At 31.0% G+C, this 15299-nt stretch carries 16 protein-coding genes and 1 riboswitch; of the genes, 5 read left to right on the forward strand and 11 right to left on the reverse strand.

The window, feature by feature from the left end; all coding sequences use genetic code 11:
* Positions 1 to 6 precede the first annotated feature (6 nt).
* The 6 genes from gcvP to ACTTAX_RS03580 all read right to left on the reverse strand — a co-directional run bounded on the left by gcvP (position 7) and on the right by ACTTAX_RS03580 (position 7037).
* Positions 7 to 2877, reverse strand: a complete 2871-nt coding sequence (gcvP, locus tag ACTTAX_RS03555) for an aminomethyl-transferring glycine dehydrogenase (protein WP_440692903.1) — start codon at positions 2875 to 2877, stop codon at positions 7 to 9.
* On the reverse strand, positions 2877 to 3257 hold the full coding sequence (gene gcvH / locus ACTTAX_RS03560) for a glycine cleavage system protein GcvH (RefSeq protein WP_262589607.1): 381 nt from the start codon (positions 3255 to 3257) through the stop codon (positions 2877 to 2879). The genes gcvP and gcvH overlap by 1 nt, the downstream gene beginning before the upstream one ends.
* On the reverse strand, positions 3257 to 4357 hold the full coding sequence (gene gcvT, locus ACTTAX_RS03565) for a glycine cleavage system aminomethyltransferase GcvT (RefSeq protein WP_440692905.1): 1101 nt from the start codon (positions 4355 to 4357) through the stop codon (positions 3257 to 3259). The genes gcvH and gcvT overlap by 1 nt, the downstream gene beginning before the upstream one ends.
* 78 nt (positions 4358 to 4435) lie before the next feature.
* Positions 4436 to 4525: riboswitch (glycine riboswitch) on the reverse strand.
* Positions 4526 to 4556: 31 nt separating this feature from the next.
* Positions 4557 to 5429, reverse strand: a complete 873-nt coding sequence (locus tag ACTTAX_RS03570) for a DMT family transporter (protein WP_440692907.1) — start codon at positions 5427 to 5429, stop codon at positions 4557 to 4559.
* Complete coding sequence (locus ACTTAX_RS03575; RefSeq protein ID WP_440692909.1) at positions 5429 to 6370, reverse strand: biotin-dependent carboxyltransferase family protein; 942 nt, start codon at positions 6368 to 6370, stop codon at positions 5429 to 5431. Before ACTTAX_RS03575 ends, ACTTAX_RS03570 begins: the two co-directional genes overlap by 1 nt.
* The gene (locus ACTTAX_RS03580; protein ID WP_440692911.1) at positions 6360 to 7037 is read right to left on the reverse strand and encodes an allophanate hydrolase subunit 1; all 678 of its coding nucleotides are present in this window, start codon (positions 7035 to 7037) and stop codon (positions 6360 to 6362) included. Before ACTTAX_RS03580 ends, ACTTAX_RS03575 begins: the two co-directional genes overlap by 11 nt.
* Positions 7038 to 7065: 28 nt before the next feature.
* Here ACTTAX_RS03580 and ACTTAX_RS03585 point away from each other — a divergent pair, with 28 nt between their 5' ends.
* The 3 genes from ACTTAX_RS03585 to ACTTAX_RS03595 are packed head-to-tail and all read left to right on the forward strand — an operon-like array spanning position 7066 to position 9111.
* A complete protein-coding gene (locus tag ACTTAX_RS03585; RefSeq protein WP_440692913.1) occupies positions 7066 to 7839 on the forward strand; it encodes a 5-oxoprolinase subunit PxpA in 774 nt (257 codons plus the stop codon).
* A complete protein-coding gene (locus ACTTAX_RS03590; RefSeq protein WP_440692914.1) occupies positions 7839 to 8321 on the forward strand; it encodes a tetratricopeptide repeat protein in 483 nt (160 codons plus the stop codon). Before ACTTAX_RS03585 ends, ACTTAX_RS03590 begins: the two co-directional genes overlap by 1 nt.
* A gap of 4 nt (positions 8322 to 8325) precedes the next feature.
* Positions 8326 to 9111: a putative hydro-lyase gene (locus ACTTAX_RS03595; protein ID WP_440692916.1), complete on the forward strand. Its 786-nt coding sequence runs from the start codon at positions 8326 to 8328 to the stop codon at positions 9109 to 9111.
* Here ACTTAX_RS03595 and ACTTAX_RS03600 read toward each other — a convergent pair whose 3' ends face one another.
* Genes ACTTAX_RS03600 through ACTTAX_RS03615 form a run of 4 tightly spaced genes read right to left on the reverse strand, consistent with a single transcriptional unit; the run spans position 9112 to position 12407 of the window.
* Positions 9112 to 9819, reverse strand: coding sequence for an ABC transporter ATP-binding protein (locus ACTTAX_RS03600; RefSeq protein WP_440618726.1), 708 nt, complete (start codon positions 9817 to 9819; stop codon positions 9112 to 9114). It lies immediately after the preceding gene.
* The gene (locus ACTTAX_RS03605) at positions 9809 to 10531 is read right to left on the reverse strand and encodes an ABC transporter ATP-binding protein (RefSeq protein WP_440672476.1); all 723 of its coding nucleotides are present in this window, start codon (positions 10529 to 10531) and stop codon (positions 9809 to 9811) included. Before ACTTAX_RS03605 ends, ACTTAX_RS03600 begins: the two co-directional genes overlap by 11 nt.
* The gene (locus ACTTAX_RS03610; RefSeq protein ID WP_440692918.1) at positions 10528 to 11541 is read right to left on the reverse strand and encodes a branched-chain amino acid ABC transporter permease; all 1014 of its coding nucleotides are present in this window, start codon (positions 11539 to 11541) and stop codon (positions 10528 to 10530) included. The genes ACTTAX_RS03605 and ACTTAX_RS03610 overlap by 4 nt, the downstream gene beginning before the upstream one ends.
* A complete protein-coding gene (locus ACTTAX_RS03615) occupies positions 11541 to 12407 on the reverse strand; it encodes a branched-chain amino acid ABC transporter permease (RefSeq protein WP_440635302.1) in 867 nt (288 codons plus the stop codon). The genes ACTTAX_RS03610 and ACTTAX_RS03615 overlap by 1 nt, the downstream gene beginning before the upstream one ends.
* Positions 12408 to 12554: 147 nt before the next feature.
* Between ACTTAX_RS03615 and ACTTAX_RS03620 the strand changes: the two genes are divergently transcribed.
* Positions 12555 to 13811, forward strand: a complete 1257-nt coding sequence (locus tag ACTTAX_RS03620) for an ABC transporter substrate-binding protein (protein WP_440692920.1) — start codon at positions 12555 to 12557, stop codon at positions 13809 to 13811.
* A 101-nt stretch (positions 13812 to 13912) separates the two neighbouring features.
* Positions 13913 to 14524 (forward strand): YjbE family putative metal transport protein, encoded by a 612-nt coding sequence (locus ACTTAX_RS03625; protein ID WP_440692922.1) that lies wholly within the window; start codon positions 13913 to 13915, stop codon positions 14522 to 14524.
* On the opposite strand, the gene panB is transcribed toward ACTTAX_RS03625, so the two are convergent.
* Positions 14521 to 15297 (reverse strand): 3-methyl-2-oxobutanoate hydroxymethyltransferase, encoded by a 777-nt coding sequence (gene panB, locus ACTTAX_RS03630; RefSeq protein ID WP_440692924.1) that lies wholly within the window; start codon positions 15295 to 15297, stop codon positions 14521 to 14523. The genes ACTTAX_RS03625 and panB overlap by 4 nt on opposite strands.
* Between the last annotated feature and the right edge of the window lie 2 nt (positions 15298 to 15299).

A 15299-nucleotide genomic window follows, 5' to 3' on the forward strand; every position in this document is an offset into this window, starting at 1 on the left:
TAATGATTATGCCGCGTCTTCTTTAAACTCATCCATACTTGGACAAGTACAAAAGATATTCTTATCTCCATAAACATTGTCCACTCTTGCAACTGGTGGCCAAAATTTATTTGTTTTTAAGAACTTAGCAGGATAAGCAGCTTGCTCTCTTGAATATTTATGATCCCATTCATCTGATGCAAGTTCTATATCTGTATGAGGAGCGTTCTTAATAGGATTATCTACTTTATCGAACTCACCAGAATTAATCTTATCTATTTCAGATTTGATATTTATTAAAGTATCACAAAATCTATCAAGCTCAGATAAACTTTCACTCTCTGTTGGCTCTATCATCATAGTTCCTGCAACTGGCCAAGACATTGTAGGTGCATGGAAACCATAATCGATCAACCTTTTAGCGATATCTTCCTCAGTAATACCTGTCTCACTCTTAATTGATCGAATATCTATAATACATTCATGAGCAACGTTTCCATTTGAGCCTTTGTACAAAATTGGAAAATGATCTTTAAGTCTGTTAGCTATATAGTTTGCGTTTAATATAGCGACTTGGGTAGCTAATTTTAAACCTTCAGAACCCATCATTTTAATATACATCCAAGAAATTGATAAAATACTTGAGCTTCCCCAAGGAGCTGCTGAAACTGCTCCTATTCCTGTAGCAGGTCCACAATCTTTAACAACTGGATGATTAGGGAGGTAAACTTGCAAATGTCTTTTACATGCAATTGGTCCCATTCCTGGTCCTCCACCACCATGTGGAATACAAAATGTTTTGTGTAAGTTGATATGACAAACATCTGGACCAAAATTTCCAGGTCTTGCTATTCCAACAAGTGCATTTAGGTTTGCACCATCCATGTAAACTTGACCACCGTGTTTATGTATAAGTTCACATATATCTGTAATTTTTTCTTCAAATACACCGTGAGTAGAAGGATATGTAACCATTAATGCTCCAAGATTTTCAGAATGTGCTTCTGCTTTTTTCTTCAAATCTTCAAAATCAACATTTCCTTCTTTGTCACAATCAACAACTACAACTTTCATTCCAACCATTTGTGCACTAGCAGGGTTTGTTCCATGTGCTGAGCTTGGAATTAAACATATATTTCTATTTTCTTCACCTCTATCTAAATGATATTTTCTAATTACCATTAAGCCTGCATATTCTCCTTGAGCACCTGCATTTGGTTGAAGTGAAACTCCAGAAAAACCTGTAATTGATCTTAACCAATTTTTAAGATCAGTGAATAAAGCTCTATACCCTTCCATCTGCTCTACAGGTACAAACGGATGAGGTTCTGCTAACTCCCTCCATGAAATGGGAATCATTTCTGCAGTAGCATTTAATTTCATAGTACATGATCCAAGTGCAATCATAGTTCTATTAAGAGCTATATCTTTATCTTCTAGTTTTTTTAAATATCTAAGCATCTCGGTTTCTGAATGATATGAATTAAAAACAGGATGTTCTAAATATTTTGAAGTTCTTAATAAATTTTTTGGTAAATTTGGTAAACTTACTGTTGGATCTTCTTTTTTAATCGACTCAGCTGCATTAAAAATTTTCAACAATTGATTTACTCTATAAACATTTTTCTTTTCATCAAAAGAAACAGCCAACATTTCAGAATTTACTCTTCTAATGTTTACTTTTTGATCTAAAGCATTTTTATAGATTTGATCAGTTTTATCTTTTGTTACAATTGTAACTGTATCAAAGAAATGATCTGAATAAATTTCATATCCAGATTGTTTTAATTTATCTGCAAAATTTTTAGCTAATTGAGAAACTCTTTCTGCAATAGTTTTTATTCCATCTGGACCGTGGTAAATAGCATATGCAGCTGAAACAATTGCTAACAATGCTTGAGCAGTACAAATGTTACTTGTCGCTTTATCTCTTCTAATATGTTGTTCTCTTGTTTGAAGTGATAATCTGTAAGCTTTATTTCCATGTCTATCTACTGACACTCCAATAATTCTTCCTGGCATAGACCTTTTAAACTCGTCTTTAGTTGCAAAGAAAGCTGCATGAGGTCCACCATAACCCATTGGAATTCCAAATCTTTGAGAACTTCCAACTGCAATATCTGCACCTAATTCTCTTGGTGTTTTAAGTAGTGCTAAAGCTAATAAATCAGAGACTAATACAGCTTTTCCATTTTTTTTATGGATTTTGCTGATCGCTTCACTTGGATCTTTAATGTCTCCTAAAGTTCCAGGATATTGAAGAATTCCACAAACTAAATCCTCTTTAAGTTGATCTAATACTTTATCTTCATTACCAACAAGTACTTTTAATCCCATTGGTTCTGCTCTTGTTTGAATTACATCAATTGTTTGTGGGTGACAATTTTCTGAAACAAAAACTAAATTGCTATCTTTTTTGTTTAATCTGTGACTTAATCCCATAGCTTCTGCAGCTGCTGTTCCTTCATCAAGCAACGATGCATTTGCAATATCCATACCTGTAAAATCAACAATCATTTGTTGAAAGTTTAGAAGCATTTCTAATCTTCCTTGTGCTACTTCAGGCTGATAAGGAGTATAAGAAGTGTACCAACCTGGATTTTCTAGAATATTTCTTAAAATTACATATGGAGTGTAAGTTCCATAGTAACCCATACCAATAAAATTTGAATAAATTTGATTTTTTTTTGAAATCGCCTTCAGTTTTCTTAATGCTTCATACTCAGAATTAGACTCTCCTATATTTAATCCATCTTTCAATTGTATCTTTTCTGGAACTGTACTTTTAATTAAATCGTCTAATGAATTATAATTTAGCTCCTTCAACATTTTATTTTGGTCTTCTTCTGAAGGTCCAATGTGTCTTTTTAAAAAGTCTTTTTGTGAGTTATGTAACATTAGCTCGCACTCTCCTTTGCAAATTTATCATATTCTTCTTTGTTCATTAAGCTGTCCATTTCTGAACTATCTTTCAATTTAAGTTTGAAAAACCAAGCTGATCCCTCAGGGTCTTCATTAATTTTAGCAGGATCATCTACTATAGCTTGGTTAGTATCAACTACTTCACCACTTACTGGAGTATAAACATCACTTGCAGCTTTAGTTGACTCAACTACCCCTGCTGTACCATCTTTTTCAACGCTTGAACCTTTTTCAGGTAACTCAGCAAAAACAATATCTCCTAACATTTCTGTTGCATGTTTTGTAATTCCAATAGTAGCAACATCTCCTTCCACTGTAATCCACTCATGCTCTTTTGAAAATTTAACTTCACTCATTAATTTACTCCTTTCACGTAACTTTTTTTATAAAATGGTAGCCCACAAACACTTGCAGGATGTTTTTTTCCTCTTACTTCTAGTAAAACTTTTGTTTCAACTTTAGAAAATTCTTTATCAATGTAGCCCATTGCTATTGGGCCATTTACACTTGGACCAAAAGTTCCACTAGTAACCTCACCAATAAGTTTTTCTGACTCATCAAAAATTTTAGTTTTTTCTCTAGCAATCAATCTTCCTTCTGGCTTAATCCCAATTCTAATTTTAGAGGTACCCTCTTGTATTTCTTTCATAATTTTATTAGAACCAATAAATCCACCTTTTGAAATTCTCTCTTTAGAAATTGCCCACTTTAAATTAGCTTCAATTGGTGTTTTTTCTGTATCAAGTTCATGACCATATAAGCACAATCCAGCCTCTAATCTCAAGGTATCTCTTGCCCCAAGTCCTATAAGTTGTGCTCCTTTTTCCATCAAATTCTGAGTAAATCCTTCAGCTAAATCGTTGTTAATAGATACTTCAAAACCATCCTCTCCTGTGTATCCAGATCTTGTTATAAATACTTTTTGATCTTTATAATCAAACCAGTTCCCTGTCATAAAATTAAGTTTTTCAACACCCTCTATAGTATTGTTTAAAATCTCAACTGACTTTGGACCTTGAATTGCAATTAATGATCGTTGATCATCAAGAACCATTTCATATTTATTTTTAAGTAAATTTGATAAAATTTTAAAATCATTATCTTTGCATGCTGCGTTTAAAATAATTAAATATCCTTTTTCAATTTTAGTAATTATCAAATCATCATGAATTCCAGCACTATCGTTCATTAAAAAACTATATTTAGAACAGTTTTGTTTCAAATTTTTTAAATCAAGTGGGAAAATTTTTTCAAGATCAGCAGTCAAATCTTCACCACCATGAATAAATAATTGACCCATATGAGACACATCAAAAATACCTGCATTTGATCTTGTGAATTTATGCTCTTCAACAATTCCTTTGCTGTATTGTATGGGCATTTCATATCCAGCAAATTCTACAAATTTAGCGTGGTTATCTTGATGAAGCTTATTTAAAGATGTTTTTTTTCCCATACTAACTCTGTCGTACCCATCTGTATTTTTGCCTGAGAGTTTTACTCCTTCGGCGAGAACTCAATCTCTTTCCAGAGTTAATATAATACGGTCCTTTTACCTGAGAGTTTCCTGGGCGGTTGCTCCTTCGGTGTCACAAAGTTTGTGATCTCTCCCGTTAACAAATATTCTAATAAATACTGTTTAATGTCAAATGTTATTAGATCGCTTTTTTTTCTGAGGTATATAAATTGTAAAATTGAAGTAAAACTGCAAAAATAACTATTGATCCTCCAATAATTACTATGAACGGTGGTTGTTCATTTATAAACATCCATGCCCATAAAGGACCAAGTACTGCTTCTGTTAACATTATGATTCCAACCATTGCAGATGGTGTTCGTTGAGCTCCAATAGTAATAAATATAAAACCTAATCCTAATTGTAAAAAACCAGCTAAAAATCCTAAAAAGATATCGTTTGGAGATATCATTATTTTTTCTGACATTAGATAACCAATTAACAAAGCAAAAACTCCTGCAACAAATTGAGCAGGAACCATATCAACAGTTGGATATTTTCTTACAACTAAAATTAAAGTAGCAAATGATATTGGCATTATGAAAGCTGCAATATTCCCAGACATTTGACCTGGAGATAAAGAGCTTCCAACCATTAGAAGTATTCCTGAGATTGCAAGAATTATTGAAGTCAGAGTGATTGCTGAAATTTTTTCTTTTAAAAAAAAGTAACCGAATATTGCTAAGAAGATTGTTTGTGTTTGAATAATAAAATTAGCATTAGCAACTGTTGTGTTATACATCGCAAATACATAACCGCTAAAACCAAGTGATAAAATAAATCCACCAAAGAAACCAGGAAATCCTAAATTATAAAAGGATCTAAATACTTGTTTTTTATAAGTTAAAGCTAAGTACAAGCTAATAACAATTAAGAAAAATACTGTTCTCCAAAATAATATTTGCCAAAGAGTTGCTCCTTCAAATGACTTAACAATCAAACCTCCAAAACTGAGACTACACGCACCTAAGAAAATTAAAAAAGGTCCTGGAAGTTTTCTAATAATATTCATTATATTTGATTGAGTAAATTCTGAGTATCCATCTCATACAATTTAAATAAAGTTTCTGCATCAGATAAATTTATCTCTTTAAATTTGATCTTTGAGCCAGGTGATATTTGTACTAATCGATCATAATCAACGCTAGCTACTACACCGATTTTTGGATACCCTCCAATGGTACCATGGTCTGACAGCATAATAATTGGGTTTCCATCTGCTGGTACTTGGATGACTCCTTTCAACAAACCTTCTGATTTAATATTGGTATTTACAATGTTTTCGATTTTTGGACCTTCTAATCTCATTCCCATTCTATCTGAAAGTTTTGATACAGAAAATTCTTTTTCAAAAAATATCTTTTTTCCTTCCTCTGAAAAATAATCAAAGTTTGGTCCTTTTATTACTCTAATATTTTCAACTTTAGAATTTATATAGTTAGTCTTTTTTTTACTTTGGTCTGAATTAATATTTAGGATATTTATTTTTTGACCGTTCTCTAATTTTTTTCCATTATTTGATCCAATATTTGCCTTGGTATTTATCGAACAACTATTCCATTGAAATTTTAAATCTAATTCTCCACCAACTGCTAAATAGCCATAAACTGATTTATTTGTTGAGATAAGATTGATTTCATCTCCACTTTCGATTTGATAACTCTCATAACAATTACCATCAATTTCTGTGCCTTTTTTAATAATTTTAAAAACAATATCGCCAGTGACTACTATATTAATTTTATCTCCAGAATATTTTAAATGTGGTCCTTGGTATGCAAATTCTATCACTGGTGAATTTAACTTATTACCTACCAGCTTGTTAGCTAAACTATAATTTCTATTATCCATTACTCCACTAAATGGAATTCCTATATGATATAAATTATTTCTTCCTTGGTCTTGAAAGGTTGTGTTTACTCCAGCTCTTATAATTTCGAAATTATTTGTCATTGTAGCTATTATATTTTTCAAGATTTATTTGTTTAAAAACTACTATGTCGCCAGGATTTATTAAATTTGGCTCTAATTCTTTTGAATTATCAAAAACATCTACAGGTGTATTACCAATTATGTTCCATCCTCCAGGACTTTCAAATGTATAAATATTTGCAAATTGTTCGGTTAAAGCAACTGATCCTTTTGGTACCTTTACTCTTGGTGTTTCTAATCTTGGTACTCTCATATTTTCATCTAAATCACCTAAAAAAGGCATACCAGCAATAAATCCAGTCATATAACAAAAATATTCCTTACTAAAAAAATTTTCTAAAATTTTATCTCGACTAATATTTAATTTTTCTTCTAATCTTTTTATATCAAGAGAAAATTGATCATCACAACAAACTGGAATTTCTATTTTAGTGCTATTGTTATCTTGAGTTTCATTAACATTTAAATTTTCAATTAATTTTTTAACTTCTTTAAAGTTTGTTTTTCTAAGGTCATAAGAAACTATTAACTTATTATAAGAAGGAGTAAGATTATTTATACTTTCAACATTCTCCTTTTTTAAAGCTTTAAAATATTTTATTACTTCAGAGTTAACTGATTTATTTACCTCTATACCAAAATCGCAATAAACAGCTGCGTCACCAAGATTTGATATATTTTTTATCATGGCATGTTATACTTCAACAATTAGAACTATGGAAATTAATATAAATTGTGATTTAGGTGAAAAATCAAAACACCATTCAAATAAATATGATCCAGATTTACTCGATATAGTAAATTCTGCTAACGTTGCATGTGGATTTCACGCCGGTGATGAAGAATCTATGAACCAAGTAGTTCAAATATCGAAAAAAAACGGTGTAAGCATTGGTGCTCATCCATCATTTAACGACCCAGAAAATTTTGGAAGACAAAGAATGAACCTAGCACCTGAAGAAGTTAGAAAATTAATTATTGACCAATATGAAATTTTACAAAAAATTGCTCAAGATTATGGAGAAAATGTTACTCATATAAAACCACATGGAGCGTTAAATAATATGGCGTGTGAGGATATTGATCTGGCAACTACTTTAGCGAAAGCAATCAATGAAATAAGTAAAGATTTGATCTATTTAGTACCTACTGGCTCTAAAATGGAACAAGCAGCCAAAAAATTAGATATGAAAATTGCTTGTGAAATTTTTGCAGATAGAACCTATGAAGATGATGGAAATTTAGTTTCTAGAAAAAAACCACATGCATTAATCACTGATCCTGAAGAAGCTAAAAAACATGTATTAAGCATGGTAAAAAATCAGGCACTGAATTGTCACAGTGGAAAGCAAATACCTTGTGAAATCGACTCTGTCTGCATACATGGTGATAATGAAAGTTCACTTGCTACAGCAAGATCAATTAGAGAAAATTTAATTGAAAATGGACTTAATTTAAAACCTTTAAGCAAAATGGAGAAATTTTTATAATGATAAAAAAAATATTCTTAATAATTGTATTAACATTATTCTCAACAAACCTAATAGCTGCAGGTACAGACAGTACAAGCAAAGTGAAAACTGATTATGATAAGGCTGTAACACATATCAAAGTTGCAAAAAAATATGAAAAAAAAGGTAAACTAGAAAAAGCCAAAAAGAGATATGAAAAGGCTTTACCTTTGCTTATTAAATCAAATAAGAAGAAACCACTTCAAGCAGATACGTTAAACTATTTAGGATTTACAACTAGAAAACTAGGTGATTATGAAAATGGAGAAAAATATTACCTTTTAGGTCTAGAAATTGATCCAAATCATAAAGGTATCAATGAATATCTTGGAGAACTTTATGTTGCTACAAATAGAATGGATTTAGCTAAAGAAAGACTTAAAGTATTAGAAACTTGCAACTGTGAAGAATATAACGAGTTAAAAGAAATAATCGAAGGAACTAAGAAATCTAAATACTAATTTAATGCTAGATATTCAAGATCCATTAAAAGCAAGAAAAGTTATAAGAGAAAATAATTACAAAGAACAAACTGCTGGTGCTGCTAACAAGTATGTTCAAGGAAATCTTTGTATCTTACCAAGCAAATATGCAATGGACTTTGCTTCTTTCTGTCAAAAAAATCCTAAACCTTGTCCATTAATTGGATTTGGTACAAAAGGAGATCCTTCATTAAAAGATCTTGGTGACATTGATATTAGAACTGACGTTCCCCAATATAGAGTATGGGAAAAAGGAAAATTAATTGATGAGCCATATGATATTAAAAAATATTGGAATGAAGATCTAACAACTTTTGTTCTAGGATGTTCAATGTCTTTTGAACTGCCTTTAATTGAGGCTGGTATTCCAATTCAACATATAGAAAACAATACTATTGTTCCTATGTATAAAACTTCAATAGAATGTGAACCTGCTGGACAATTTTCAGGAAAATTAGTTGTGTCTATGAGACCCTTAAATTCAAAAGATACAATTAGATCAATTCAAATTAGTTCCAGATTTCCTGCCGTACATGGTGCACCTGTGCATGTTGGTAATCCTGATGAAATTGGAATTAAAGATATAATGAAACCTGAATATGGTGATCCACCTAGAACAATAAAGAACAATGAAATTCCTGTATTTTGGGCATGTGGTGTTACTCCTCAATCTGTTTTAGAAAATTCAAAACCTGATTTTTGTATAACTCATAGTCCAGGTAAAATGCTTATTACTGATAAACTAAATAACGATCTTGCTGCTTTTTAATTAATTTCCTAAAAAAACTTTAGTCACTTTCTCATTATCAATTAGATCTTCTGATTTACCATCGATGACTAATCTACCACTTTCTAAAACATAGCCTCTGTCCGCCATACTTAGAGCTAATCTTACATTTTGCTCTACAAATAAAATTGAAATACCTTCTGCAACAATATTTTTAAATATCTTAATTAAGTCTTTCATAACCATTGGTGATAGACCTAAAAAAGGTTCATCAACCATTAAAAGTTTAGGTAAACCCATCATTCCTCTTGCTATAGCTAGCATTTGTTGCTCACCTCCAGACATTGTTTTTGCTAACTGATCAGATCTAGTTTCTAGCTTTGGAAATATCTTGTAAACTTTGTTTAATGAATTTGTTAACTCTTCTTTTGCTTTTGGATGCCAAGCACCCAATAAAAGATTTTGTTTAACAGTAAGATGTGGAAAAACCCTTCTTCTTTCAAGTACATGTGAAATTCCTAACTCAGTTCTTTTATAAGTTGGAATATTTGAAATTAAAGTATTATCAAAAGTAATAGAACCTTTTTTATGTTCAACAAGATTACTAATAGTATTTAAAACAGTACTTTTACCAGACCCATTTGGTCCTAAAAGTGCAACCATTTCAGCTTTATTTACATTAATAGAAACATCCCAGATAACCTGAAAATCATCATACAAAACATCAATATTTTTTACATCAAGCAGCATCAAATGTTCCTAGATAAGCATCTATTACCTGTTTATTATTTTGAATTTCTTTTGGTTCACCAAATGCAATTCGTTTTCCTTGATCTAACGCAAGAACATTATCCGAAATTTCCATAATAATATTAATATTATGTTCAATTGTAATAATCGTTACACCAGTTTTTTTTAATTTTTTAACAAGTTCAACAAGTCCAGGAATAGTTTTTTGATCTACACCCCCTGTTACTTCATCCATCAAAAGTAATTTGGGATCAATAGCCATAGCTCTAGCCATTTCTAATCTTTTTCTCTGTCCGGTTGATAACTCTTTTGCAAAGTGATGTCTTTTTTCAATCAGATCTACAAAGTCAATAATTTCTAAAGCTCTATCTCTTGCTCTTTTAATATCTTTCTCTTTAACAAACGCTCCTATCATAACATTTTCAAGTAATGTTTGATCTGCAAATGGTTTTAGTTTTTGAAAAGTTCTACCTACTCCAAGGTTACTTATTTTATCAGGGCTAATTCCAAAAATATTTTTATCAAAAAATTTTACTTTTCCAGTATCTGGTTTTGTAAAGCCAGTAATCAAATCAAATAAAGTAGATTTACCAGCACCATTAGGTCCTATCACTCCTAAAATAGATCCTTCTTCGACATCAAAAGAAATATCTCTATTTGCATGGATTCCACCAAAAGATTTACTCAGATTTTCAACTGTTAAAATTTTCATCGTTGTTTTTTTCTTTCTAAAATATCTTTAGGAATAAATGAGATCAGACCATTTGGTCTAAAAATGCAAATAATCATTAAAATCAAACCATAAAAAATTAAATCAACAGCACCACCGGTACCTCCTAAATAAATTCTTGAATATTCTGAAATTGGTACAAGTATTGCAGCACCTATAATTGGACCCCAAACATTTCCAATTCCACCTAGTACTGTGATTAATAAAACTATAATCGATATCTCAATATTAAAAACTCTGTCTGGATCAATAATTAAAATATATTGTGCAAACAAGCTACCCATTGGAGCCATGATCATTGCTGAAATCACATAAGCTATAATTTTATAATTCGAAACGTTTATACATAAACTTAAGGCTGCTTGTGGGTCGTCTCTAACCGCTCTCAATCTGTAACCCAATTTAGACCTACTCAATAACCAGACTAAAAAGAATGTGATTAAAAAAAATATTAAAAAAACATAATAATAGGGAGCTTTACTGCTATGAAATTGCAATGCAGACCATGAGTCTTCTGGTGTCATTGTCACCCACAGTCCTGATGCAGCTCCTACTAAATCCCATCTTTGAAAAACTACTTGGAAACTTATACCAATTAATAAAGTGGCAATTGCAAAGTAGTGACCACTTAATCTCAGCATTGGTATGCCAATTAAGACAGCAAAAATTGCTGAAACGAACATCCCAAAAAATATACTGATCCAAGGTGTTATTCCGTACTCCATATAAAAAAATGAAGTTGCATATGCACCTATTCCAAAAAACGCTCCATGACCTAAACTAATTTGACCAGAAAAACCTGCAATTACATTCCAAGACTGAGCCATAACTGCATGCATAAAAATCATAATAAATAAATGGAGATAAAATGAATTCATCCCAAAAAGTGGAAGAGCAAACAAAAGTATAATTAGGCCAGTAATAATTGATATTACTCTATTATTCGTATTCCAAATCGGTTCTGATTTTGCAATTTCTAACTTACTATCCATTAATACCTACCAAACAGACCTTGAGGTTTGTAAATCACAACTAAAAGGTAAATTGCAAATACATATAAAAGTTTAAATGATGGATCGATCAATAATCCACCAAGAGATTCTACTAAACCTATAATTATACCGGCATATAAACACCCAATAATACTTCCAAAACCTCCTAGAGCTACTGCAACGAAAGCAAATAATGCAAAATTAATACCAACATCAGTAAAAATAAAAAAATAATTTGCCATCATTCCACCTGCCACTCCTACACAACCAAGTCCAATCGCCCAACCAATTGCAAACATTTTATTTGATGGAATTCCTAAAATTTCTGCAGCGTGTCTATCTTGTGCTGTTGCTTGAAGAGCTAGTCCAGTTTCTGTTTTTGTTACAAACCAATACAAACCAAAAAATGCAACTAGACAAACAAGACTTGCATATAATTGGGGTTGACCAATAAACACAGATCCAATTTCAATACGTCCTTCCAATAAAGGCTTATCAACGTTTCTAAAGTCTGGAGTCCATAATAATTGTGCAATTGATCTAATAAAAATAGATAATCCAAATGTTGCACAAATTTGGATAAGCATCTTTGCTTTTAAGATGTATCGAATTAAAAAATAATGAGTAACAATTCCACAAAATGCCAACAAAAGTATAGTAATTGGAATTGAAAACAGTGGATCTAAACCAAATAAAGACCAAAGCCAAAATGATGAAAACATAGATAACATCAAATGCTCTCCATGAGCAAAATTTACAATTTCCATTAATCCAAAAATTAAACTTAAGCCTGCTGCGATTAATGCATAGATTAATCCCATCATTAATCCTGTGACTATAGCTTGAATTATAATTTCAGAAGTCATTTGGTTTATTATTAAAGTATATATAAAGATTGTATATATTAAACAAATACTTCTTTAGCATTGATAAAATAAAAAAACTAAACCATTGAATTGATCAATTGAATAGTATTAAGTTAGACATTTAAAAATTAAACAAGAGGGAAAAAAATGAGAAAATTAATTCTTACAGTATTTACTTTTTTTTCATTAGTATCTGCGCCAGCGATTAGTTACGCAGAAGATGTAAAAATTGGAGTACTTTATCCACTTACAGGACCTGTTGCCCAGGTTGGTAAAGATGCTGTTGCAGCAGTTAAGACAGCTTTAGATATCATCAATAACAGTCATAACATTCCTGGCATGCCACTTGCAAAAGATGCAGGATTAAAAGGATTAGGCGGCGGTAAAATATCTATCGTTGTTGGAGACCATGGTGGAAAACCAGATATCGGTGTTGGTGAAACTGAAAAAATGTTAAATTCAGATAAAGTTCACGCAATGTTTGGTGCTTACTACTCATCAGTAACTGGTGCTGCTAGTCAAGTATCTGAGAGAGCAGGAATACCTTGGGTAAACGGTGAGTCGACTTCTCCAAAATTAACAACAAGAGGATTTAAATACTTCTTCAGAGTTACTCCACACGATGGTGAGTTCACTCAGCTTATGTTTGAGTTCATGAATGACTTTAACAAAAATAATAGCAATAAGTTAAAGACACTAGGTATTATTCATGAAGATACATTGTGGGGTGCTGACAGTGGTGGAACTCAAGACAAAATGGCTAAAGAACAAGGTTATGATGTTATAGAGAAAATTAGCTACAAAGCTAAAACAACAACTTTAAGTTCTGAAGTACAAAGATTGAAAGCAAAAAACCCAGATGTTTTATTGCCTTCATCTTATACAGCTGATGCATATTTATTTTTAAATACTGCAAAAGAACTTGATTACAATCCTAAACTTTTAGTTGCTCAAAACGCTGGTTATACAGATCCTAAATTCATAGACACAATGGGAAGCAAAGCAGAAGGTGTGATCACAAGATCACCTTTTAACACTGACTTAGCAAAAACTATTCCTATGATTGGAACTGTAAACGACTTGTTTAAAACACACTCTGGTGGAAGAGATTTATCAGATGTACCTGCAAGAGCATTTACAGGGTTTATGGCTTTAGCTAATGCAATTAATAATGCTGGATCAACAGATCCTGAGAAAATCAGACAAGCTCTAGTTAATCTAGATATGTCATCTGAGTCTTTAATTGTTCCTTACAGAGGAATTAAATTTGGTGCAGATGGTCAAAACGAAAAGACTAGAGGTATTTTAATGCAAGTTCAAAATGGAAAATACTGCACAGTATATCCATTTGAATTAGCAGCTTGTGAGTTAAAATATCCAATGCCTACTTGGTCTGAAAGATAATTTATAAAAAACACAATTAATGAGGCGGTCAAATTTTTTGACCGCCTTTTTTTTATTCTTTTGATTGCAATCTTCTTAAATTGAAATAATAATTAGACATCTTGATTGAAGAGCTCATAATTCTAACCCAAATTATTTTTATCACAATTATCTTAACAGCAGATAATGCTGTGATAGTTGGTTCTATTGCTTCAAATTTTGTACCTAAAAATAGAAAACAAATTATCTTATGGGGTGTAATTGGAGCATTTGTTTTTAAAATCTTTTTTGCAATCTTTGCTACTTTTTTATTTGAATTTTATTTTATAAAAATTTTAGGTGGGTTATTGCTGGTATGGATAGTTAATGATTTAAGAAAAGATCTGGTTGATATTAAGAATATAAAACCTTCAGTTAAAAAAACAAAACAACCTTCGTACATAAATAGTATAAGCAAAGTGCTATTTGCTGATCTGATGATTAGTTTTGACAATGTAATAGGTGTTGTTGCAGCAGCTCAAGGATATTTTGGCTATATGATTTTTGGTCTTCTCCTATCGGTCGTTCTTACAGGTGCATTAGCCACTTATATGGCTAATTATATTCAAAAACATATTTGGATAGCATACATTGGTTTGATATTTATTTTAGTTGTTGGTCTACAATTAATTATAGGTGGCTTGGTAGATCTTGAGATACTCAATATTAACGAAGAATTTAAAAAATACTTTTAATTAAAAGAGTATTTTTTTGAAGGAAATTTTCTTGTTTTAACTTCACTTGCATATTTAGAAACTGCTTTTGATATTTCTGTTTTTATATTTGTATATTTCTTAACAAATCTAAATTTAATTGGATTTAAACCTATCAAATCATCAAAAACTAAAATTTGACCATCACAATTATTAGATGCACCTATCCCAATTGTTGGAATACTAACACTTTTAGTTACTTGTTTTGCCAATGCTGTTTGAACACACTCTAAAACCATACAAAATGAACCAGCTTCTTCAAGTAACTTTGCGTCTTTCATAATATTTTCTTTTTCACTTTGTTTCTTACCTTTAAATTTAAATGTTTTATCTGATTGAGGTAAAACCCCTATGTGGCCCATTACAGGTATATTATTTTTAACTAATGTTTTAATAGTATTTATAATTTTCTTTCCTCCCTCTAATTTGACACCATCACATTTAGTTTTTTTCATAATTAATTTTGCATTTTTTAATGCTTCTTTAGGATTACGATAAGTATTATGAGGCATATCAACAATCATTAAACTTTTTTTAATACCCATACGCACACTCTTGGAGTGTTCAATCATAGTATTTAAAGTTACTTCTCTAGTAGATTTATAATTATATAAAACTGACCCAAGTGAATCCCCTACTAGAATTAGATCACAATAATTATCTAAAACAGAAGCAATATTTTTAGAATAAGCAGTTAAAGTTACTAATTTAGTTTTATTTTTTTTCTTAATAAAATCTGAAATCTTTTTATTCATCG

Source organism: Candidatus Pelagibacter sp. HIMB1695 (assembly GCF_052047655.1).
In the GTDB taxonomy this organism is placed as follows: Bacteria; Pseudomonadota; Alphaproteobacteria; order Pelagibacterales; family Pelagibacteraceae; genus Pelagibacter.

What these genes read in the sequence shown, in the direction of transcription:
- ACTTAX_RS03575 (WP_440692909.1), bottom strand. Translation starts at nt 6,370, where the DNA reads ATGACAAATAATTTCGAAATTATAAGAGCTGGAGTAAACACAACCTTT.
- ACTTAX_RS03590 (WP_440692914.1), top strand. Translation starts at nt 7,839, where the DNA reads ATGATAAAAAAAATATTCTTAATAATTGTATTAACATTATTCTCAACA.
- ACTTAX_RS03600 (WP_440618726.1), bottom strand. Translation starts at nt 9,819, where the DNA reads ATGCTGCTTGATGTAAAAAATATTGATGTTTTGTATGATGATTTTCAG.
- ACTTAX_RS03585 (WP_440692913.1), top strand. Translation starts at nt 7,066, where the DNA reads ATGGAAATTAATATAAATTGTGATTTAGGTGAAAAATCAAAACACCAT.
- gcvP (WP_440692903.1), bottom strand. Translation starts at nt 2,877, where the DNA reads ATGTTACATAACTCACAAAAAGACTTTTTAAAAAGACACATTGGACCT.
- ACTTAX_RS03595 (WP_440692916.1), top strand. Translation starts at nt 8,326, where the DNA reads ATGCTAGATATTCAAGATCCATTAAAAGCAAGAAAAGTTATAAGAGAA.
- ACTTAX_RS03620 (WP_440692920.1), top strand. Translation starts at nt 12,555, where the DNA reads ATGAGAAAATTAATTCTTACAGTATTTACTTTTTTTTCATTAGTATCT.
- gcvH (WP_262589607.1), bottom strand. Translation starts at nt 3,257, where the DNA reads ATGAGTGAAGTTAAATTTTCAAAAGAGCATGAGTGGATTACAGTGGAA.
- gcvT (WP_440692905.1), bottom strand. Translation starts at nt 4,357, where the DNA reads ATGGGAAAAAAAACATCTTTAAATAAGCTTCATCAAGATAACCACGCT.
- ACTTAX_RS03615 (WP_440635302.1), bottom strand. Translation starts at nt 12,407, where the DNA reads ATGACTTCTGAAATTATAATTCAAGCTATAGTCACAGGATTAATGATG.
- panB (WP_440692924.1), bottom strand. Translation starts at nt 15,297, where the DNA reads ATGAATAAAAAGATTTCAGATTTTATTAAGAAAAAAAATAAAACTAAA.
- ACTTAX_RS03610 (WP_440692918.1), bottom strand. Translation starts at nt 11,541, where the DNA reads ATGGATAGTAAGTTAGAAATTGCAAAATCAGAACCGATTTGGAATACG.
- ACTTAX_RS03580 (WP_440692911.1), bottom strand. Translation starts at nt 7,037, where the DNA reads ATGATAAAAAATATATCAAATCTTGGTGACGCAGCTGTTTATTGCGAT.
- ACTTAX_RS03605 (WP_440672476.1), bottom strand. Translation starts at nt 10,531, where the DNA reads ATGAAAATTTTAACAGTTGAAAATCTGAGTAAATCTTTTGGTGGAATC.
- ACTTAX_RS03570 (WP_440692907.1), bottom strand. Translation starts at nt 5,429, where the DNA reads ATGAATATTATTAGAAAACTTCCAGGACCTTTTTTAATTTTCTTAGGT.